A 21,854-nucleotide genomic window follows, 5' to 3' on the forward strand; every position below is an offset into this window, starting at 1 on the left:
GTCAAAGCTCCAATGCAGTGTCTTGGATGGCGTCGAGAATATCCACCAACCAGCGACGCAGGCGCTTGGCTTTCGCCTCGTCAAACGCCCACGGAGGGGTTTCGGTGGACAGATAGGTAGATTGCGCCAGCTCCATCTGGATCGCGTGTTGGCCTTCATCAGGACGGCCATAGTGGCGGGTCGTCCAACCCCCTCGGAATCGCCCGTTCAGGACGGTGCTGTAAGGGGAGGAATGCGAAAATTCATAGGCCGCGGCCTCAATGCCGGGGGCACAGGTCGCGCCACCATCGGTGCCGATGTTCATATCTGGCAGGGTGCCTTCAAAGAGGAACGGAATCTTGCTTCGGATCGAGTGGCAGTCAAACAGGATCGCAACACCGTGTATTGCCCGCACCCTTTCAAGCTCTTGCTCAAGCGCGTTGTGATAGGGCGCGTGGTAGGCGGTTCGACGTACCTCGATCTCATCGACTGAGGGCTCCTGCCCCTCGGCCCAGATCGGCTGACCGTCAAAATCGGTCAACGGCACCAGAGTTGTTGTGTTCTGCCCAGGATACAATGATACACCCGCAGGGTCTCGATTAGCGTCAATGACATAGCGGTGGATATGGGATTGCACGACTGTCGCATTGGCCAAGAGCTCATCGTAGAGCTGATTGATATGCCAATCCGTATCCGCCAGAACCTGCCCATTCGCATTCAGTCGCTCGGCAATGTCGTCGGGCACATACGTGCCGCCATGCGGCTGCCCCAGCACGATGGGCCCATCGCCACGCTGAACACTGAAAACCTGCATCACGACAGCTCCGGCATGGGCATTGCAGCTGCCTGCAGAATAGTTCCGCTTTCGACTAGGGACTTCGCGGTTTCCAATTCGGGCGCCAGATAGCGATCATCGCCTAGCGACGGGATATCGTTGCGCAAACGCCCAACCACGCTGGTCAGCGCTTTGCTGGTTGCAAGAGGTGCGCGGAACTCGATGCCTTGCGCGGCGCAGAGCAGTTCGATCCCCAGAATATAGTTCAAATTATCAACCATCCGGCCTAAACGCCGCGCCCCGTGCGCCGCCATCGAGACGTGGTCTTCCTGATTGGCCGATGTAGGTGTGCTGTCGGTCACACATGGGTTGGCCAGATGTTTGTTCTCGCTCATCAACGCAGCCGTCGTGACCTCGGCGATCATCAGACCCGAGTTCAGCCCCGGCTCGGGCGTCAGGAAGGGCGGCAGATCAAAGCTAAGCGCCGGGTCGACCATTAATGCGATCCGACGCTGTGCGATCGCCCCGATCTCTGACAGGGCCAAAGCAATCATATCGGCGGCAAAGCCTACCGGCTCGGCGTGGAAATTCCCGCCCGAAACAATTGCATCCGGATCGGTCAGAACCAGCGGATTATCAGTGGCCGCGTTGGCCTCAGTTACAAGAGTTGCGGACGCCTGCCGGATCACATCCATCGCTGCGCCGGTCACCTGTGGTTGGCAGCGGATGCAATATGGATCCTGCACTCGCGTATCCCCATCACGGTGACTTTCGCGGATCTCAGATCCCTCCAGAGTGGCCCGCATCGCCGCCGCCGCTTCGATCTGCCCACGATGCCCGCGCAGCGCGTGAATCTCGGGTTGCAGAGGGGCCGTGGATCCCATGATCGCATCTGTTGAAGCCGCTGAAATCACCAGCGCATTTTGTGCTGAACGCCAACCTTCGAACAATCCGGCCAGAGCAAAGGCAGTCGAAAATTGCGTCCCGTTGATGAACGCTAGGCCCTCCTTTGGACCAAGTTGAATCGGCTCTAGCCCAGCTGTTTTCAGAGCCTCTGCACCCGGCATAAAAACACCGTTCACCTCTGCCTCGCCCTCACCGATCACCACAGCGGTCATATGGGCCAGTGGTGCAAGATCGCCAGACGCGCCGACCGAACCCTGTGCCGGGATCACAGGTGTCACACCACACGCCAGCATCTGTTGCAGCAATTCGACAAGTTCCCAGCGAACACCCGAAGCACCTCGGCCGAATGACAGCAACTTCAGTGACATCATCAGCCGCGCCAGACGACGCGGCACGGCCGGACCCACCCCGCAACAATGGCTGAGGATCAGGTTGCGCTGCAGGGTTGAGGTATCTTTGGCCGCAATCTTGTGACTCGCCAGTTTGCCAAAGCCGGTGTTGACGCCATAGACGGGCTCGGTCCCTTCGGCAGCCTGCGCAATGCGGGCAGCAGCGACCTCAACCTTGGGTCGGCAGGCGGCGTCCAGCGAAATGGCGGCTTCAGTCCAGTAGATCTGGGCAAGCTGATCCAGCGAAACCTGACCGGGGACAAGCAACAGAGGTGTCATTCCTGACCTCCAAAAATACGTTTATGCAGAGGGTTGAAACCGATGCGATAGGACAGTTCTGCAGGGTGAGAAGCATCCCAGACGGCCAGATCAGCGCGCAATCCGGACGCGATCACGCCGGTATCATCCAGACCCAAAGCGCGGGCCGCGACGTGGGTAACACCTGCCAATGCTTCCTCAGGCGTCATGCGAAACAAAGTGCACCCCATGTTCATTGTTAGCAGTAGAGAAGTCAGGGGTGAGGACCCCGGATTGCAATCGGTCGCCAGTGCCAAGGGAACATTCTTCTGGCGCAACAATTCAATCGGCGGAGCTTGCGTTTCATGCAGCGTATAAAACGCGCCGGGCAGCAAGACCGCGACCATTCCGGCCCTGGCCATGGCGGTAACGCCGTCGGCGTCCAAATATTCGATATGATCAGCGGATAGCGCTCCGTAAGCTGCCGCCAGCTTAGCCCCACCTAGATTTGAAAGTTGCTCAGCATGCAGCTTCACCGGTAGGCCAAGCTCTTGCGCGACAACAAAAACCCGTTCGATCTGTGTGGGATCAAATGCAATGCCTTCGCAGAACCCATCGACCGCGTCCACCAGCCCTTCGGCATGAGCCGCGCGCAGTGTCGGAATGCAGACCTCGTCAATATAGGCGTCATCCCGACCCGCATATTCTGGCGGAACGGCATGTGCGCCAAGAAAACTGGTGTTGACCCGAATAGGGCGCTCCCGCGCAATACGGCGCGCCGCGCGCAACATACGCAGTTCGGTTTCGGTATCGAGCCCATAACCCGACTTCACCTCGATGCAGGACACACCTTCGGCCAGCAATGCGTCCACGCGCGAAAGCGCGCCTGCAAGCAGCTCTTCTTCTGTTGCTGCCCGCGTGCCGTGTACGGTCGACAGGATGCCTCCACCCGCGCGAGCAATTTCTTCGTAGGTCGCGCCCTTCAGGCGCATTTCGAACTCAACCGCACGGTTGCCGCCAAACACAACATGAGTATGAGCGTCAATCAGAGCGGGCGTGATCAAGCGGTCACCATAGTCGTTCTGCGGCCACTCGGCATATGACGGCGGCATTGCCGACCGAGCGCCAACCCAAACGATTTCCGACCCATCGATGGCAATCGCACCATCCTCGATCATCCCATAAGGTTGGTCGCCCCCCATGGTGGCTACATGTTTGCTACGAAGAACAGTTTTTTTCGTCATGGCGATTCTTTTGGGCTCCCCCTGCGCTTGATTTTTTCGTATACGGCTAAAAATATAAAGTCTACACAAAATGGAATTACGATGACGGTTCATGCCAAAACGGCCCTGTTAGGCTCTGAGTGGGTGCACAACCTACGAGTCGAAATCGAAGACGGTCGGATCGCTGCGCTGAAATCAGGGACCGAGCCAAATCCCGAAGACACTCGGGTCGACGTGTTGCTGCCCGCTTTGGCAAACCTGCACAGCCATGCCTTTCAACGCGCCATGGCGGGTATGACCGAAACGCGCGTAGCAGGGCGCGAAAGCTTCTGGACCTGGCGTACCTTGATGTACCGATTTCTGGACCGCCTCACTCCTGCACAGATCGAGTCCATTGCTGCATTGGTCTATATGGAGATGCAGGAAGCCGGGTATGCTGCGGTCGGGGAATTCCACTACGTCCACCACCAACCCGGCGGCACGCCTTATGCGCAGTTGTCTGAGCTGAGTCAGCGCATCTTCTCGGCAGTCAGCCAAACCGGGATTGGATTGACACATCTACCGGTGCTCTACACCTATGGCGGCGTCGCGCAAGAGCCTCTGACCGGTGGTCAATTGCGGTTCGGCAATGATGTGGAAAGGTTCCTGCAGCTTGTCGAGGACTGTAAGCCGCTGATGCCTTATGCAGACAGCCAGATCGGCATCGCGCCGCACTCTCTGCGTGCGACCTCGCCTGATGATCTACGGCAAGTGCTGAACGCTACCCCACGAGGCCCGGTGCACATCCACATCTCTGAACAAGAGAAGGAGGTCACGGATGTAGAAGCCGCTCTGGGTCAGCGACCAGTAGATTGGCTGCTGAGCAACGTGGATGTGAACGAACGATGGTGCCTGATCCATGCCACTCATATGACAGACGATGAAACCCACGCTCTTGCCCGATCCGGGGCTGTGGCCGGTCTGTGCCCGATCACAGAGGCCAATCTGGGGGATGGTATTTTTAATGGTGCCGTCTACATCAAGCAGGGCGGTGTCTTTGGTGTCGGTTCAGACTCGAATGTGCGCATTTCACTGCCCGAGGAATTGCGTACGCTGGAGTATTCTCAACGTCTGCGCGACAAGGCCCGCACTGTGCTGGTACGTGGCGAAGGCTCGGTCGGTCAAACGCTGTATACCGGAGCCGCCCGCGGTGGCGCACAGGCGCTGGGGCGCGACGCCGGAGAGATCGCAATAGGTCATCTGGCCGATCTGGTTGCGATCGATCGAAGTCACCCCACCCTGTGTACTTTGCGCGACGATCAATTGATTGACGGCCTGAGCTTTGCCGCGCCTGACGGAACAGTGACCGACCTTTGGTCTGCCGGGCGACATCAGGTGCGCGGCGGGCGGCATATCGCCCGCGATGCGATCCTGAACAATTATCGTGCCGCGATGAATGACCTTTTGGAAGACATCTGATCTGATATGACCCAAACCAGCGACACAACCAGCTACAAAGACATTAAGCAAACCGTCCTGCGCCGCATCCGCTCGGGCGATCTGCAGCCCGACGCTCTGCTTCCCAATGAGCAAGAATTAGCGGTCGAGTTTTCGTGCACCCGCACCACAGTCAACAGAGCACTGCGGGAACTGGCGGATGAAGGGTTTCTTGAACGGCGCCGAAAGGCAGGCACCCGGGTCCTTAGCGCACCGCAGCGACAGGCGCGCTTCACAATTCCACTGGTCCGAGATGAAATCGAAGCGGCGGGCGGAACCTATCGCTACGCTCTTGTGTCATGTGAAACGCAAATCACCCCAGACTGGCTGGCGGCCCGGTTGGCCCTACGTGCTGATCAAAGTGTGATGCACGTGCGATGCATGCATTTCTCCGGCAATTCACCTTTTCAGTTCGAAGACCGCTGGATCGTGATAGACAGCGTACCTCAGGTCACGCAGGCAGATTTCTCTAGCGTCGGACCCAATGACTGGCTGGTGCAAACTGTCCCGTTCACCAATGTCGAGTTGACCTTTCTGGCCAGCCGCGCCGATACCACTTTGGCCGGATTTCTGGACGTTCCCGAAGGTGAACCCGTTTTTACTGCCGAGCGTATCACATGGCTGCAGGGTCATCCGGTAACGTTTGCCAAGATGTATTTTGCGGCCGGATATCGGATGACGACCGAGTTCTGATTGTCCGGGCTTTACGCTTCCCCAATTCCACGACAGATTTGCCGCAGAATGTGCGCGTCTGCTGGAAAGGATATCGGGATGGGCAACCCGCTTTATGATCGTTTGCTGGGCATCCATGCAGGCAAGGATACGCCATTTTTACACCTTCCGGATGGTCGGACTCTGACCCATGCCGCGTTTCTGGACACCGCGGCCCGTCTGGCCAACACCATGACAGGACTGGAAATGGAACCGGGCGACCGCGTGGCGGTGCAGGTGGAGAAATCCGTTGAGGCACTGGCGCTTTATGCCGCCTGTGCCCAAGCAGGGTTGATCTTTCTACCTCTCAATACGGGCTATACGACGCAAGAGCTAAGCTATTTCATCGAAAACAGCGGCGCTTCACTGGTGGTGTGCGATGAGGCAAATGAGGCAGGGCTTGCCGAGATCGCGCAAAAGAACAATGCCCGGCTTGAAACGCTGAACGCCGACGGTTCAGGCAGCCTGATGCGACGCGCCCTAGGCATGCTTCCGGCCTTTCAGCCGGCACACCGATCAGAAAATGATCTGGCTGCGTTTCTATATACTTCAGGCACGACGGGGCGTTCGAAAGGGGCAATGCTGACGCAGGCGAATCTGCTGTCGAACGCGGAGACCCTTGTGCAGGAATGGCGATTCACAGATGATGACGTGCTGTTGCACGCGCTGCCGATCTTTCACACGCATGGACTGTTTGTTGCGACAAATGTCGTACTCGCATCGGGCGGGTCGATGATATTTCTGCCGAAGTTCGACCTGGAAGATATGTTACGCCTGATGCCACAGGCAACGGCGATGATGGGGGTGCCGACGTTTTACACCCGCCTCCTAAGCGACGACCGCTTCGCCCAAGATCTGACTCAGGATATGCGGCTGTTCATCTCAGGTTCAGCGCCTTTGCTGGCAGATACCCACGTCCAATTTGAAGACCGTACAGGTCATCGCATTCTGGAACGCTATGGCATGACCGAGACGAACATGAACACTTCTAACCCCTATGACGGCGAACGCCGGGCGGGAACGGTCGGGTTTCCCCTGCCGGATGTTGAACTGAAGGTCACAGACCCCAAAACAGGTCAAACCCTAGCAGATGGTGAGATCGGCATCATCGAGGTGCGCGGTCCCAATGTGTTTCAGGGCTACTGGCAAATGCCCGACAAAACCGCCGCAGAACTGCGTGAAGACGGGTTCTTCATCACTGGCGATCTGGGTCGGATCGACGAGGACGGCTATGTCCATATCGTCGGGCGCGAGAAAGACCTGATCATCTCGGGCGGGTATAATATCTACCCCAAAGAGATCGAGCTGCTGCTAGACGAACAACCCGGCGTGCTGGAAAGCGCGGTAATTGGCGTCCCGCATCCGGATTTCGGAGAAACCCCGGTTGGCATTCTGGTCCCTACCCCTGGTCACACGCCAGATATCGAGGCCATCATGGGTGCGGTTCGGGACGCGCTCGCCCGGTTCAAACATCCCCGCCAGTTGATCCTGCTGGACGAGCTCCCCCGCAACACAATGGGCAAGGTGCAAAAGAACATCCTGCGTGACCGCTGCAAAGACCTTTTCACCAAGACCTGATATTCAAGGCAAAAGCGCAACGCGACCCTTGTCCGTCAACAACCAGCAATCCTGTCCTTCGAACACCGCAACGCCAACCGGGCGGCCATACCCTGCGCCGCTATCCAGGTTGATGCGATTGCCGTAATGCGTTGATTGATCCACCGGCGTATGCCCATGGACGATCAGTTTCGGATGCGGACCTCGGTGGTTGTGAAAGGTTTGCCTGATCCAGACCAGATCATTTTCCCGTTGTTCGCTCAGGGGAATACCGGGCCGAATGCCCGCATGGACAAAAGCAATCTCGCGCGTTTGATGCATGGCGATGAGCCCTTGTAGAAATATCCGATGCGCATCGGGAACCGCACCCCGCGCTGTTGCATGCAGATCCTCGAGCCGTGTCTGCTGATCGAAGAACACGCCATAGCTTTGTAGTGTTTCGACACCACCCAACCGCTCGTGCAGCCAATGATACCCGACCAACATATGCGGGTCGTGACGTGGGACATCTTCGAGGAACCATGAAAACATCCGGTCATGGTTGCCCAGCAGAGTGATCCACCGCTTGCCCGCATCGCGACCAGCGATCAGCCGATCCAGAACGCCCCGGCTGTCGGGGCCCCGATCAACGTAATCGCCCAGATACACGATCTCGGCATCGGCGCCGCCATCGCGTTCGATCAGCGCCAAGGAGCGCTCGAACTCATCCACGCGGCCGTGCAAATCTCCAATTGCGTAGATCGGATTGGTCATCAGCTTCCCCTCGGGCAATGGTGATTGCCGCACTTCTGGCGCAAAATCAGCACTTTGAAAAGGCGATGCCCACGCTTTGGACAAGCGCGGGCATCAATCTGTCACAGAAGTTCAACAGCGACCTTCAGGCCACGTCAAACTCCAACGGTTTGATCTGAGTAAACAGACCTGTCTCGGCGAGTTTGGCGCGCGCCTCGGCTGGTACCGGTTCATCAACATAAAGCAACGCAATCGCCTCACCGCCGGCTTCGGATCGTCCAAGAGTAAAGTTCGCGATGTTCACATCGTTCTCGCCCATGGTCTGTCCTAAAGCACCAATGATGCCCGGCACGTCTTCGTTAGTCGTATAGAGCATATGCGCCCCGATCTCGGCATCGATATTGATGCCCTTGATCTGAATAAACCGCGGCTTGCCGTCACTGAACACCGTGCCACCGATTGAGCGTTCACGCTTTTCCGTCACCACAGTGACCTTGATATAGCCTTCGAACGCACCGGATTTGTCCTGATTGGTCGTCGATATCTGGATGCCACGCTCTCTCGCGACAACCGGGGCCGAGACCATGTTCACCTCGGGGTTGAATTTCTTCATGATTCCGGCAACGACCGAACAATTCAACGCAGCCAGGTTCATGTTCGCAGCGACACCGTCATAGAGGATGTTGATTGCCTTGATCGGCTCATCCGTCATCTGACCAATGAAGCTGCCCAGATGCCCGGCCAGCTTGATCCACGGCCCCATGACCTTGGCCTCTTCTGCCGTTACACTGGGCATGTTCAGCGCATTCTCGACCGCTCCGGTCAGCAGGTAATTCGAGATCTGTTCGGCCACTTGCAGCGCCACGTTCTCCTGCGCCTCAGTCGTGGCCGCACCCAAGTGCGGTGTGCAAACCACATTGGGTAGGTTGAACAGGGCGTTCTCCTTGGCCGGTTCCTCACTGAACACGTCAAAGGCCGCACCGGCGACATGACCCGATTGCAACGCCTCGGCCAGCGCGTCCTCGTCGACCAGACCGCCACGGGCGCAGTTGACAATGCGCACGCCTTTCTTGGTCTTGGCCAGGTTCTCACGGCTCAGGATATTGCGCGTCTGATCGGTCAGCGGCACGTGCAGAGTGATAAAGTCAGCGCGGGCCAGAAGCTCATCCAATTCGACCTTTTCCACACCCATCTGCGCGGCTTTCTCTTCGCCAAGGTAGGGATCATAGGCGACGACCCTCATCTTCAGACCCAAAGCACGCTCGCATACGATGCCACCAATGTTGCCCGCGCCGATCACGCCCAGGGTCTTGTTGGTCAGCTCAATCCCCATGAACTTGGACTTTTCCCACTTGCCCGCATGGGTCGAGGTGCTGGCTTCGGGGATTTGCCGCGCCACGGCAAACATCATCGCGATGGCATGCTCGGCGGTGGTGATCATGTTGCCGAACGGTGTGTTCATCACGATCACGCCTTTTTTCGAGGCCGCATCCTTGTCGATATTGTCGGTGCCGATCCCGGCACGACCAATGACTTTTAACTTGTCTGCCTTCTCCAGAATGGTTGGCGTGACTTTGGTGGCAGAACGGATGGCGAGGCCGTCATACTGACCGATCACCTCGGCCAGCTTGTCTTTGTCCTTTCCCAGATCGGGCATGAAATCCACGTCGATGCCACGGTCGCGGAAGATTTGAACGGCGGTTTCGCTCAGCTTGTCAGAGACGAGTACTTTGGGAGCCATATTTTTGGTCCTTGAACATTGTGGAAGGTCCGGGCCGGATGCGGCCCGGTAGAAAAGGTCAGGCAGCTTCGGTTTGCGCTGCAATCTCGGCTTCAAAAGCCCATGCAAGCCAGGGCAGCATCGCCTCGATATCTGATGTCTCAACCGTGCCGCCGCACCAGATGCGCAGACCCGCAGGGGCGTCGCGATAGGCACCGATATCAAGCGCAATGTTTTCGGCCTCAAGCCGTTTGGCGACGGCTTTGGCAAAAACGGCACCATCTTGAATGCGCGTATCGGTGAACTTCAGACAGACCGACGTATTTGATTGAGTTGTCGAGTCTTCGGCCAGATTGGCGATCCAGTCATTTTGGTCGCAGAACGCATGAACCGCGCCAGCATTGGCATTCGCACGAGCAATCAGCCCCTGCAAGCCTCCGACTGAACGCGCCCAATCCAACGCGAAAAGGTAATCCTCAACCGCAAGCATTGAGGGTGTGTTGATCGTCGCGCCGGTGAATATCCCATCAATCAGCTTGCCACCTTTGGTCAGGCGGAAGATCTTCGGCAATGGCCATGACGGGGTGTAACTCTCCAAGCGCTCGACCGCGCGCGGAGACAGGATCAGCATCCCATGAGCCGCCTCTCCGCCTAGTACCTTCTGCCAGCTGAACGTTGTCACATCCAACTTGTCCCATGGCAAGTCCATCGCGAACGCAGCGGATGTCGCGTCACAGATCGTCAGACCCTGACGATCATCGGCAATCCAGTCGCCATCTGGGACCCGCACACCCGAAGTCGTTCCGTTCCATGTGAACACCACATCGTTGGCGAAATCGACGGACGCGAGATCGACGATCTGCCCGTACTCGGCGGTTTTCACTTCAGCGTCGATTTTCAGTTGCTTGACGACATCAGTCACCCAACCCGCGCCAAAGCTTTCCCAGGCCAGCATTTCAACTTTGCGCTCACCCAGCAAAGACCAAAGCGCCATCTCAACCGCACCGGTGTCCGAGGCTGGTACAATGCCGATGCGATAATCCGCCGGTATGCCTAGAATCTCTCGCGTGCCTTCAATGGCCGCCTTCAGCTTGTCCTTGCCGACCGCAGCCCGATGCGAGCGGCCCAAGGCGGCATCCGCCAGTTTGGTCAGATCAAATGTGGGGGGTTTGGCACAGGGGCCCGAGGAAAAACGCGGGTTGGCCGGCCGCGTCGCCGGTTGTTCGATAGTCATGTGTATTACCCTTCCAGATACACGCCCCTCGTTGGGGAGGGGTGTCCCACGCACAGAGGTATGGGTCGTTTGCACCTGCAGCAAGCGTAAAAGACGCTTCATCAGCGGAAAACGACACTGGAAATAGGCTCAGATCGGAACACAGGTTTCCGATGGGCGAAAACCCCCGCCAGTTGGCGGGGGTTTATTGATTGAGGTTTATTCTGCTGCGTCCATGTATTCGGTCATTGGCGGGCATGTGCAGATTAGGTTTCTGTCGCCGTATGCGTTGTCGACGCGGTTGACGGGGGACCAGTATTTGTCGACGCCCATGGAGCCTGGGGGGAAGCAGGCCTGTTCACGGGTGTAGGGACGGTCCCAGTCGCCGACCAGATCGCGCACCGTGTGGGGAGCGTTTTTCAGCGGGTTGTTTTCCGCGTCGATCTTGCCGTCGATGATGTCCTGTGCCTCGGAGCGGATGGACAGCATGGCGTCGCAGAAGCGGTCCAGCTCGTCCATGGGTTCCGATTCCGTGGGCTCGACCATCAGGGTGCCGGCCACCGGCCAGGACATGGTGGGCGCGTGGAAGCCGCTGTCCACCAGACGCTTGGCAATGTCATCGACGCTGACATGGGCCGCTTCGTCCAGCGGGCGGGTGTCGAGGATGCATTCATGCGCCACACGACCCGTTTCCGAGGTGTAGAGGATCGGGTAGGCATCCTTGAGCCGCGCCGCGATGTAGTTAGCGTTCAGGATCGCCACTTTCGTGGCCTGGGTCAGACCCGCGCCGCCCATCAGCAGCACATAAGCCCAGCTAACCGGCAGGATCGAGGGCGACCCAAAGGGCGCCGCCGAGACCGGACCCACGGCAGTGCCGTATTCCGGGTGGCCGGGCAGATGCTCGGTCAGATGCGCCTTGACGCCGATCGGACCCATGCCGGGGCCGCCGCCGCCATGGGGGATGCAGAAGGTCTTGTGCAGGTTCAGGTGGCTGACGTCACCGCCGATGTCTCCGGGACGCGACAGGCCGACCATGGCGTTCATGTTGGCGCCGTCGATATAGACCTGACCGCCGTGATCATGGGTGATCTGGCAGACCTCCTGCACGGTGGTCTCGAACACGCCATGGGTCGAGGGGTAGGTGATCATGCAGGCGGCCAGATGATCGGAGTGCTTTTCAGCCTTGGCGCGGAAGTCATTCAGATCAATGTTGCCATTCTCATCCGCCTGCACCGGCACAACCTGCCAGCCCACCATCTGCGCCGAGGCCGGGTTGGTCCCATGCGCCGAGGTCGGGATCAGGCAGACATTGCGCTGCCCTTCGCCCCGGGCGAAGTGATAGTTGCGGATGGTCAAGAGGCCTGCGTACTCACCCTGCGCGCCCGAGTTGGGCTGCTGGCTGATCGCGTCATAGCCGGTGATCTGGCACAGCTTGTCGTTCAGATCATCGATCATCTCATGATAGCCCTGCGCCTGATCTTCGGGGCAGAACGGGTGCAGGTTGCCGAACTCGGGCCAGGTGACCGGGATCATCTCGATCGTGGCGTTCAGCTTCATGGTGCACGAGCCCAGCGGGATCATCGCCCGGTCCAGCGCCAGGTCGCGGTCGGCCAGACGGCGCATGTAGCGCGTGATCTCGGCCTCGGCCCGGTTCTTGTGGAAGATCGGGTGGGTCAGGTACTCGCTTTCGCGCAGCGCGTAATCCGGCAGGCGATAGGCCACGTTCGAGCTGTCATCCTTGCGGTCGATGCCAAAGGCCCCCCAGACCGCCTCGATGGTCTCGGGGCGGGTCTGTTCGTCCAGGCTGATGCCCACTTTCGTGTCGCCGACCTTACGCAGGTTGACGCCCCGGGCCACAGCGGCCTCCATGACCGTTTTCTGCAGATGGCCAACCTCAACCGTGATCGTGTCGAAGAACACTTCCGGCTCCACAGCAAAGCCTGCCTCTTCCAGACCGGCAGCCATACGCGAGGTCTTGCGGTGCACCGATTGCGCGATGGCCTTGATGCCGTCGGGGCCGTGATACACGGCATACATCGAGGCAATCACCGCCAGCAGCGCCTGCGCGGTGCAGACGTTCGAGTTGGCTTTCTCACGCCGGATGTGCTGTTCGCGGGTCTGCAGTGCCAGGCGGTAAGCCTTGTTGCCCCGGCTGTCGATGCTGACACCGATGATCCGGCCCGGCATCGAGCGCTTCAGCTTGTCGGTGGTCGCCATATACGCGGCGTGCGGGCCACCATAGCCCATCGGCACACCAAAGCGCTGGGTCGAGCCGATGGCGATATCCGCGCCCATCTCGCCGGGCGACTTCAGCAGCGCCAGCGACAGGATATCGGCGGCGACGATGGCAATCGCCTTGTGTTCATGCAGGGCCGCAATCTCGGCGGTGAAGTCGCGCACATGGCCATGGGTGCCGGGGTACTGGAAGATGGCGCCAAAGACCGCGCCCGCATCCAGCGTGTCCGGATCAGCCACCTGCACCTCGATGCCCAGAGGCTCGGCGCGCGTTTTAATCACCGCGATGGTCTGCGGGTGGCAGTTCTTGTCGACAAAGAAGGCTGCATTGTTGGCCTTGGACCGGCCACCGCGCTTGGCCATCGCCATGGCTTCCGCCGCAGCAGTCGCTTCGTCCAGCAAGGACGCGTTGGCCACGTCCAGCCCGGTCAGGTCGCTGACCATGGTCTGGAAGTTCAGGAGCGCCTCAAGTCGGCCCTGGCTGATCTCGGGCTGATAAGGCGTGTAGGCCGTGTACCAGGCCGGGTTTTCCAGAATGTTGCGCAGGATCGGCGCCGGCGTGGTGGTGCCATAATAGCCCTGACCGATCAGCGAGGTCAGAACCTTGTTCTTGCTCGCCACCTCTTTCATGTGAAAGAGCGCATCGCGCTCGGTCATCGCCGGACCCCAGTCCAGCGGCTCTTTCTGCCGGATCGCCGGCGGGACGGTGGCGTCGATCAGCTCGTCCAGCGTCTTGAAGCCGATCACCTTGAGCATGTCGCGCATCTCGGTCGGGCTGGGCCCGATATGGCGGCGGTTGGCGAAGTCATAGGCTTCGTAATCGGTCAGTTTGAAGGCCATGTGTGCGCTCCTCAAGGATAGGTCAGGCCCGGCGGAGACGGCAGGAGCCTCCGGCGGAAGTATTTGGAAACAGATGAAGGGGCGGGTCCGCGCACGGACCCGCCGCCTGAGTTAACCGATGAAGGCCTTGTAGCCGGCCTCGTCCATCAGGTCTTCGAGCTGCGAGGCGTCCGCGATCTTGATCTTGTAGATCCAGGCCTCGCCTTCGGGGTCTTCGTTCAGCGCGCCGGGATTGTCGGCCAGCGCCTCGTTCACCTCGGTGATCTCGCCGTCGACCGGTGCGTAAAGCTCGGACGCCGCCTTGACGGATTCAATCACGCCGATCTCGCCGCCTTTTTCGAACTCGTCGCCTGCTTCCTGCTGTTCCACGAACACCACGTCACCCAATTGCTCGGCGGCGTGTTTGGTGATGCCCAGCGTGGCGGTGTCGCCGTCAACGCTCAGCCATTCATGCTCTTCGGAATAATAGGTTGCCATGTCTCTCTCTCCTGACTTCAACGCTTGTAATTCTGTTTGACGAAGGGCAGCGCCACGATCTCAGCCGGTTGCGGCTTGCCCCGGATGATCAGGTTCACCTTCTCGCCCGGCTCGCCATGGCCTTTGCTCACATAGCCCATCGCCACCGGTCCACCCACCGTGGGGCCAAACACGCCCGAGGTGATCTGACCGATGCTGTTGCCCTCAAGGCACTGCACTTCCACGCCCTGACGCGCAGGCGCACGGCCTTCGGGCTTGATGCCCACCAGCTTGCGCGCGGGACCTTCGGCCAGTTCCTTCTGCACGCGGTCCGCCCCCGGAAAGCCGCCCTCTTCCTTGCGGCGTTTCTGGATCGCCCAAGCCAGCGAGGCCTCAATCGGTGAGGTGCCTTGGTCGATGTCATTGCCATAAAGGCACAGACCTGCCTCCAGCCGCAGGCTGTCGCGCGCGCCCAGACCGGCCGGCTCGCAATCCTCATGCGCCAGAAAGGCTTTGGTGATCTCGATCGCCTTGTCCTCGGGGATCGAGATCTCGTAGCCATCCTCGCCGGTATAGCCCAGCCGCGAGATACGGCACTCAACACCGTTGATATCGGCAACCGTGGTTTCCATGAACTTTAGATCACGCGCGGCGGGGCACAGTTCGCCCACAACGTTTTCCGCCGCAGGGCCCTGAACCGCCACCAGCGCGCGGTCGAAAATCTCGATCACTTCAACGCCTTCAAGGTGCTCACGCATATGCGGAATGTCCTGATGCCGCAGCGCCGCGTTCACCACCACAAAGTAATGATCGCCCGCATTCGACACGATCAGGTCATCCATGATCCCGCCTTCTGCGTTCGTAAAGAACCCGTACCGCGCCTTGCCTTCCTTCAGCGTCGCATAGGCCTGCGGGCAAAGCGCTTCCAGCTTCTCGCCCACATTCTCGCCCCGCAAAATCACCTGACCCATATGGCTCACATCAAACACCGCCGCCTTCTCACGGCACTGCTTATGCTCCCCCATAATCCCCAAAGGATACTGAACAGGCATCTCCCAACCCGCAAAATCAACCAACTTACCCCCCAACTCAACATGCAAAGCGTAAAGAGGCGTGCGTTTTAATTCGGTCATCAACTTAACCTTTCAATCAGCGGGACTGGTCGCGAACAACCGTGACGGTGCAATGCGCGTTGCGCACGACACGGGCCAGGTTCGGGCCAATCTCATAGTTCGGGAAATCGCCTTTGGTCGAAGCCATGACGATCAGATCAAAGCCCTCTTTGTAGGCGAGCTTCAGAATCTCACGATAGACGCTGCCTTCTTCGATATGGATCGCCACATCAGATGCACCGTTGTGATCCAGTATGGCCTGCACCGCATTGCGCACGTGGTCTTTTGCGCCTGCGCCATAATTGGCGGGCAGATTCGGCAACTGGATGATCTCAGGAATGACGGCAATCGCGTGCAATTCAGCGCCGTAGAACTTTGCTTGTTCCTGTGCGAGCGGCAGGGCGTTCTTCCACGAACGGTCGTCGGTGTGATCAATCGGCAGCAGGATTTTCGTGGCCATCACGTCTCTCCTCGAGAAATGGAATTCTGTTTGAAGCCGGGGGGCCGGGATGGCCCCCCGTATTTTCATCCGAGATTATTCGGCGGGTGTGCCGCCTGGCTCTTCGGACTTGCCACCTGAGGCAAAGAACTCTTTCGTCAGTTTGAAGACGATCGGGCTCAGCAGCGCCAGGGCGATCAGGTTCGGAATGGCCATCATCGCGTTTAGCGTATCGGCCAGCAGCCAGATGAAGCCCAGATCCGCTGTTGCGCCAAAATAGATCATGACGATCCACAGGACGCGGTAGGGAATCAGGGATTTCACGCCTAGCAGGAACTCAACACATTTCTCGCCATAGAAGGACCAGCCCAGAATGGTGGTAAAGGCAAAGATCGACAGAGCGATGGCGATGAGATACCCACCGATACCCGGCAGCGACAGTTCGAATGCGTGACTGGTTAGTGCTGCACCGGATTCACCCGATGTCCACGCACCCGACGAGATGATCGCCAGACCGGTGATGGTGCAGACGATGATTGTGTCGATGAACGTACCCAGCATCGCGATCAGGCCCTGGTTGACCGGACCTTTGGTCTCGGCTGCGGCGTGTGCGATCGGAGCGGAACCCAGACCGGCTTCGTTCGAGAAAACACCACGTGCCACACCAAAGCGGATCGCGGCCCAAACGGCAGCACCCGCGAAACCACCTTCGGCGGCCGACGGGGTGAAGGCGTAGGTGAAAACAAGCGACAGAGCGGAGCCGATGTTACCGATGTTGATCAGTAGAACCAGCAGGCCTGCGACGATGTAGGCAATCGCCATGAACGGAACCAGTTTACCTGCAACCGCACCGATGCGGGTGATGCCGCCCAGGATCACGGCCGCGGTCAGAACCATCAGGACAACGCCGGTAACCGAAGTGTTCAGGCCGAAGTTCGACTCCAGAACCTGTGCAACACCATTGGCCTGTACACCGTTGCCGATGCCGAACGCCGCGATTGCGCCGAACAGAGCAAATGCAACACCCAGCCAGGCCCATTTCGCGCCGAGGCCGTTTTTGATGTAGTACATCGGGCCGCCGACATAGTTACCAAGCTCGTCTTTTTCGCGGTATTTCACCGCGCAGACAGCTTCGGCATATTTGGTGGCCATGCCCACCAGGGCGGTCATCCACATCCAGAACAAGGCGCCCGGACCGCCCAGGAAGACAGCAGTGGCCACACCAGCGATGTTGCCCGTACCGATAGTCGCAGATAGCGAGGTCATCAGTGCGTTGAACGGGCTGATCTGGCCCTCGCCCTGACCTTCGCGGCCTTTGAACAGCAGGCTGAAGCCCGTGCCAATGCGCAGGATCGGCATGAACTTCAGGCCGACCTGCAGGAAGAAGCCAACGCCGAGAATGAGAACCAGCATCAGCGGCCCCCACACGACGCCATTGATGGCCCCTACGATTGAATTTAACGCTTCCATGGTTTCCCTCCCATTTGCGTTAGGTTTATGCCCTGTTCGCCAAAGCCCGCTGGCGGGCCCGCTTAAGGGCGGCAAAGTCTTCGTCCGCGTGGAACGATGATCGGGTCAGCGGCGTTGCCGACACGTGCAAAAAGCCCTTGGAACGCGCGATCTGTTCCAGTTGGGCAAATTCTTCCGGTGTCCAGAACCGGTCAATCGGATGGTGTTTAGGTGTCGGTTGCAGATATTGGCCGACGGTCAGGAAATCGACATTGGCCGCGCGCAGGTCGTCCATGACCTGACGGACATCGTCCAGACTTTCGCCAAGCCCGACCATCAGGCCAGATTTGGTAAAAAGCTCCGGGTTCGCGCGTTTGGCATCATCCAGCAGACGCAGCGAGGTGTAATAGCGTGCACCCGGTCGCACAGTTGGATAAAGGTGCGGCACAGTTTCCAGATTGTGGTTGAAAACGTCCGGCGCCGCTTCAAATACGATCTCTGACGCAGTGCCTTTTCCAAGAAAATCGGGTGTCAGAACCTCGACAGTCGTACCGGGGTTCTGATGGCGCACGGCACGGATGGTCTGAGCGATATGCTCGGCCCCACCATCTGCTAGATCATCGCGATCGACCGAGGTGATCACCACATGAAGCAGGCCCAGTTTCTTGACGGCGGCGGCGACTCGCCCGGGTTCAAACACATCCAGAGCATCCGGGCGACCCGTTGAGACATTGCAGAACGAACAACCCCGCGTGCAAACCTCACCCATGATCATCATGGTGGCGTGGCGCTTGGACCAGCATTCGCCGATATTGGGGCAGGCGGCTTCTTCGCAGACCGTCGCCAGATCATGCTCGCGCATGAGGCGTCGTGTTTCATAGTATTCAGCGCTGTCGCCCTTTTTCTTGCGAATCCACTTGGGCTTGCGCGGGATGACACTGTCGGCCTTTTTGGCTTTTTCCGGGTGGCGAGGGCGAAGCTGGATGGTCATCTGGCTGGTCTCCCTTATGCGTGGATCGCGCGGCCCAAGGCGTCGAGGCAGGCTTCTTTGACGGCCTCGCCCATGGCCGGGTGCGCATGGCAGGTTGCAGCGACTTCGGACACCGTTGCGCCCTTTGTCATCGCCAGAACCAGTTCAGCGATTAGATCGCCGCCATGGGCTCCGCATATATGCGCACCCAGGATCTGGCCGTTCGGGTCTGCCAGAACCTTCACTGCACCGTCTGTTTCACCGGTCGAACGCGCGCGCGAGTTCGCCATGAAGGCGAATTTGCCGACCGAATACTCGGCACCGGATTCTTTCAGTGCTTCTTCGGTCAAACCAACCGAGGCGACTTCGGGGTCGGTGTACACCACGCCGGGAACAGTGTTGTAATCGACGTGGCCAGCTTCGCCTGCCAGCATTTCTACACAGGCGACACCATCTTCTTCGGCCTTGTGCGCCAGCATAGGTCCGGGAACGCAATCACCGATGGCGTAGATGGCCGGGACAGATGTCTGAAATGCGCCATCAACTTCAATGAAACCGCGTTGGTTCACGGCCACGCCCAGCTCTTCCAAACCAAGGCCACGTGTGACTGGGCGGCGACCCACGGCGATCAACACTTTGTCGGCCTCGATCACTTCTTCTTTGTCCTTGCCGACGCGGTCCACAGTTAGTGTCAGGCCAGTATCCGTTTTGTCGACGGATTTCAGTGCCCGGCCCAGCTGGAATTTCAGGCCACGTTTTGACAGCGCGCGTTGCGCCAGCTTAGCAATTTCACCATCCATGCCGGGCAGCACGCGGTCCAGATATTCGACGACCGTAACTTTGGCTCCGAGACGCGCCCAAACTTGCCCAAGTTCCAGTCCGATGACACCGGCACCGATCACCACCAGGTGCTCGGGCACACTCTCCAGCGCAATCGCGCCCGTCGAACTGAGGATATCTTGCTCGTCAATCTCAATTCCTGGCAACGGAGTAGGTTCGGAACCAGTGGCAATGAGGATGTTCTTGGCCTCATGGACTTCGTCGCCTACCTTGACCTGACCAGCGGCCGGAATACTGGCCCAACCTTCGATCAAATCAACGCCGTTTTTCTTGAACAAAAACGCAATGCCCTTGGTCAGGTCGCCTACGATCTTGTCCTTGCGTCCCATCATTGTGGGCACATCGATGCTGGCCCCCTCGACCGCAATACCGTGGGAGGAGAGATGTGCAAGTTCGGCATATTTGGCCGAGGAGGTCAGCAACGCTTTGGAGGGTATGCACCCCACATTCAAACAGGTCCCGCCAAGCGCACTGCGGCCTTCAACGCAAGCGACTGTCAGGCCCAGCTGTGCCGCGCGGATCGCGGCGACATAGCCGCCCGGACCGCCCCCGATGACAATAAGATCGTAAGTCATTTGGTCTTCTTTCAGTAGATCGGGTGGCTTGCGCAGAGCGCGCGGACCTTTTCACGGGTTTCCTTTTCGACGGTCTCGTCACCGTCAGACGATTGTGCCAGCGCGTCCAACACATCACCGATCATGTGGCCAATCTGTTTGAACTCTTCTGGTCCAAACCCACGGCTGCAGCCTGCGGCCGTACCAAGACGGATGCCGCTGGTGACAGTGGGCTTTTCGGGATCACCCGGAACGCTGTTTTTGTTGCAGGTGAATCCTGCACGCTCTAGCGCCGCTTCGGCGTCTTTGCCGGTTACGCCGACTGGGCGCAGATCAACCAGCATAAGGTGGTTTTCAGTGCCGCCCGAAACGATGTCGCACCCGCGCGCCATCATCACGTTGGCCAGTGCCGAGGCACTGTCGACAACGCGCTGCATATATTCTTTGAATTCAGGCTCCAGCGCTTCACCAAATGCGACTGCCTTGCCTGCGATCACATGCATCAGGGGGCCGCCCTGCAGACCCGGGAAAACAGCCGAGTTGATCTTTTTTGCCAGCGCTTCATCGTTTGTAAGAATAATCCCACCGCGCGGACCGCGCAGCGTCTTGTGCGTAGTCGACGTAACAATGTGTGCGTGCCCGATGGGCGAGGGATGCAGGCCAGTCGCAACCAAGCCGGCGATGTGGGCCATGTCTGCCAGAAGCCACGCGCCAACTTCGTCGGCAATGGCGCGGAAGCGTGCGAAATCGATCTTTTGCGAATAGGCCGATGCGCCTGCAATGATAAGTTTGGGCTTTTCGGCTTTCGCCAATTCTTCAACCTGATCATAGTCAATCAGCCCGGCCTGGGTCAGGCCATATTGAACCGGACGGAACCACTTGCCGGACTGGGCAGGTTTTGCGCCATGGGTCAGGTGACCCCCAGCATCCAGCGACATACCAAGAATCGTGTCACCTGGGCTGAGTAGTGCCAGCTTAACCGCTCCGTTGGCTTGCGCGCCTGAGTGCGGCTGGACGTTTGCATATTCACAGCCAAACAGCTTCTTCAATCGATCAATGGCTTCGGCCTCAACCTCATCCACATATTCACACCCACCATAATAGCGGCGACCCGGATAGCCCTCGGCGTATTTGTTTGTAAGTACGGAACCCTGCGCATCGATCACTGCCTGAGAGACGATGTTCTCGGAAGCGATCAGTTCGATCTGTTCAGCCTGGCGTATGCCCTCGCGTGCGATCGATGCTGCGATGACGGGATCAGCCTCGGTGAGCGATTTTGTGAACATGATCTCCTCCTGTAATCTCGTTTCCAGTGTACGAAATTTTGTTTCCTATAGTGGAATTAGTGTACGCAAGGCAACAAAAATTTCATCACAGTAAAGTTGTTTGGCTCGGGGGAAATGAGTAAGCTTTGATAAAACAAGGAGATTCCCATGTCTGAGGACAACCTGAAAGATGGTGCCGGACCGGAAGAACAGGACGAGGGGGCGGCTTTGGGTCGGTCGATCCGGGATGCACGCCGTGCAAAAGGCTGGACATTGGAGGAGGCCGGGCGCGAAGCGGGAATCGGTCGATCAACACTTTCAAAGATCGAAAACAACCAGACACGTCCAAGTTTCGAGATCGTGCGGCGGCTGACACAGGCCTTGGACATGAACACGCCACAGCTGTTCTTGCAGTCCGCTCAATCGGGAATTTCGGGGCGACGTGATTTTACGCCGAAAGGGCAAGGCGAGATAAGAAATACGCCGACCTACATGCACGAATTGCTGTGCTCGGACCTGACCAGTAAGCGAATGCTTCCTTATATCGCGACGATAAAAGCGCGTGACATATCAGAATATGAGAACTGGATCAGGCACACAGGCGAAGAATTCATGTACGTTATCAGTGGCGAGTTGATATTCGTATCCGAGCATTACCGCCCCTTACCGATGAAACCCGGAGATTCTCTGTACTACGATAGCGGTATGGGGCATGGCTGTATTTCTACGAGTAAGGAAGACGCCAGGGTCTTGTGGGTTTCGCTGGAATGACACGT

At 58.5% G+C, this 21,854-nt stretch carries 18 protein-coding genes; 4 read left to right on the forward strand and 14 right to left on the reverse strand.

The features are described from left to right. Position 1: 1 nt before the first annotated feature. The 3 genes from hutG to hutI are packed head-to-tail and all read right to left on the reverse strand — an operon-like array spanning position 2 to position 3,530. Positions 2 to 793: an N-formylglutamate deformylase gene (hutG, locus tag ACR0L9_RS09175; RefSeq protein ID WP_170732585.1), complete on the reverse strand. Its 792-nt coding sequence runs from the start codon at positions 791 to 793 to the stop codon at positions 2 to 4. Continuing rightward, positions 793 to 2,328 carry a histidine ammonia-lyase gene (hutH, locus tag ACR0L9_RS09180; protein WP_480895473.1) on the reverse strand — a complete coding sequence of 512 codons (1,536 nt, stop codon included), beginning with the start codon at positions 2,326 to 2,328 and terminating at the stop codon, positions 793 to 795. Before hutH ends, hutG begins: the two co-directional genes overlap by 1 nt. Further along, complete coding sequence (gene hutI / locus ACR0L9_RS09185; protein ID WP_480895474.1) at positions 2,325 to 3,530, reverse strand: imidazolonepropionase; 1,206 nt, start codon at positions 3,528 to 3,530, stop codon at positions 2,325 to 2,327. The genes hutH and hutI overlap by 4 nt, the downstream gene beginning before the upstream one ends. An 81-nt stretch (positions 3,531 to 3,611) precedes the next feature. Between hutI and ACR0L9_RS09190 the strand changes: the two genes are divergently transcribed. The 3 genes from ACR0L9_RS09190 to ACR0L9_RS09200 all read left to right on the forward strand — a co-directional run bounded on the left by ACR0L9_RS09190 (position 3,612) and on the right by ACR0L9_RS09200 (position 7,274). After that, positions 3,612 to 4,967: a formimidoylglutamate deiminase gene (locus tag ACR0L9_RS09190; RefSeq protein ID WP_480895475.1), complete on the forward strand. Its 1,356-nt coding sequence runs from the start codon at positions 3,612 to 3,614 to the stop codon at positions 4,965 to 4,967. Positions 4,968 to 4,973: 6 nt separating this feature from the next. Beyond that, positions 4,974 to 5,678: a GntR family transcriptional regulator gene (locus tag ACR0L9_RS09195; protein WP_480895476.1), complete on the forward strand. Its 705-nt coding sequence runs from the start codon at positions 4,974 to 4,976 to the stop codon at positions 5,676 to 5,678. A gap of 78 nt (positions 5,679 to 5,756) precedes the next feature. Beyond that, on the forward strand, positions 5,757 to 7,274 hold the full coding sequence (locus ACR0L9_RS09200) for a malonate--CoA ligase (RefSeq protein ID WP_480895477.1): 1,518 nt from the start codon (positions 5,757 to 5,759) through the stop codon (positions 7,272 to 7,274). Positions 7,275 to 7,277: 3 nt separating this feature from the next. Here the strand turns inward: ACR0L9_RS09200 and ACR0L9_RS09205 are convergent, their stop codons facing one another. The 11 genes from ACR0L9_RS09205 to glyA all read right to left on the reverse strand — a co-directional run bounded on the left by ACR0L9_RS09205 (position 7,278) and on the right by glyA (position 21,099). Further along, entirely contained in the window at positions 7,278 to 8,006 is a 729-nt protein-coding gene (locus ACR0L9_RS09205) for a metallophosphoesterase family protein (protein WP_170465563.1), read from the reverse strand. A gap of 124 nt (positions 8,007 to 8,130) precedes the next feature. Beyond that, positions 8,131 to 9,726 carry a phosphoglycerate dehydrogenase gene (gene serA, locus ACR0L9_RS09210; RefSeq protein ID WP_480895478.1) on the reverse strand — a complete coding sequence of 532 codons (1,596 nt, stop codon included), beginning with the start codon at positions 9,724 to 9,726 and terminating at the stop codon, positions 8,131 to 8,133. Between the two features lie 58 nt (positions 9,727 to 9,784). Continuing rightward, the gene (locus ACR0L9_RS09215; protein WP_170406887.1) at positions 9,785 to 10,939 is read right to left on the reverse strand and encodes a phosphoserine transaminase; all 1,155 of its coding nucleotides are present in this window, start codon (positions 10,937 to 10,939) and stop codon (positions 9,785 to 9,787) included. Positions 10,940 to 11,137: 198 nt separating this feature from the next. After that, positions 11,138 to 13,993, reverse strand: coding sequence for an aminomethyl-transferring glycine dehydrogenase (gene gcvP, locus ACR0L9_RS09220; protein ID WP_170509015.1), 2,856 nt, complete (start codon positions 13,991 to 13,993; stop codon positions 11,138 to 11,140). 111 nt (positions 13,994 to 14,104) lie between these two features. Continuing rightward, on the reverse strand, positions 14,105 to 14,470 hold the full coding sequence (gcvH, locus tag ACR0L9_RS09225; RefSeq protein ID WP_170393732.1) for a glycine cleavage system protein GcvH: 366 nt from the start codon (positions 14,468 to 14,470) through the stop codon (positions 14,105 to 14,107). A gap of 17 nt (positions 14,471 to 14,487) precedes the next feature. Further along, positions 14,488 to 15,582, reverse strand: coding sequence for a glycine cleavage system aminomethyltransferase GcvT (gene gcvT, locus ACR0L9_RS09230; protein ID WP_480895479.1), 1,095 nt, complete (start codon positions 15,580 to 15,582; stop codon positions 14,488 to 14,490). 16 nt (positions 15,583 to 15,598) lie between these two features. Next, positions 15,599 to 16,021, reverse strand: coding sequence for a universal stress protein (locus ACR0L9_RS09235; RefSeq protein ID WP_170393736.1), 423 nt, complete (start codon positions 16,019 to 16,021; stop codon positions 15,599 to 15,601). Positions 16,022 to 16,096: 75 nt separating this feature from the next. Next, positions 16,097 to 17,470, reverse strand: coding sequence for an alanine/glycine:cation symporter family protein (locus ACR0L9_RS09240; RefSeq protein ID WP_480613959.1), 1,374 nt, complete (start codon positions 17,468 to 17,470; stop codon positions 16,097 to 16,099). A gap of 25 nt (positions 17,471 to 17,495) precedes the next feature. Continuing rightward, on the reverse strand, positions 17,496 to 18,440 hold the full coding sequence (gene lipA / locus ACR0L9_RS09245) for a lipoyl synthase (protein WP_170422494.1): 945 nt from the start codon (positions 18,438 to 18,440) through the stop codon (positions 17,496 to 17,498). A 14-nt stretch (positions 18,441 to 18,454) separates the two neighbouring features. Further along, a complete protein-coding gene (gene lpdA / locus ACR0L9_RS09250) occupies positions 18,455 to 19,834 on the reverse strand; it encodes a dihydrolipoyl dehydrogenase (protein ID WP_170422496.1) in 1,380 nt (459 codons plus the stop codon). 11 nt (positions 19,835 to 19,845) lie between these two features. Then, the gene (glyA, locus tag ACR0L9_RS09255; protein ID WP_170635727.1) at positions 19,846 to 21,099 is read right to left on the reverse strand and encodes a serine hydroxymethyltransferase; all 1,254 of its coding nucleotides are present in this window, start codon (positions 21,097 to 21,099) and stop codon (positions 19,846 to 19,848) included. Positions 21,100 to 21,246: 147 nt separating this feature from the next. Here glyA and ACR0L9_RS09260 point away from each other — a divergent pair, with 147 nt between their 5' ends. Beyond that, entirely contained in the window at positions 21,247 to 21,849 is a 603-nt protein-coding gene (locus tag ACR0L9_RS09260; protein WP_170393747.1) for a helix-turn-helix domain-containing protein, read from the forward strand. Positions 21,850 to 21,854: the final 5 nt, after the last annotated feature.

Source organism: Ruegeria sp. I3, from assembly GCF_056532525.1.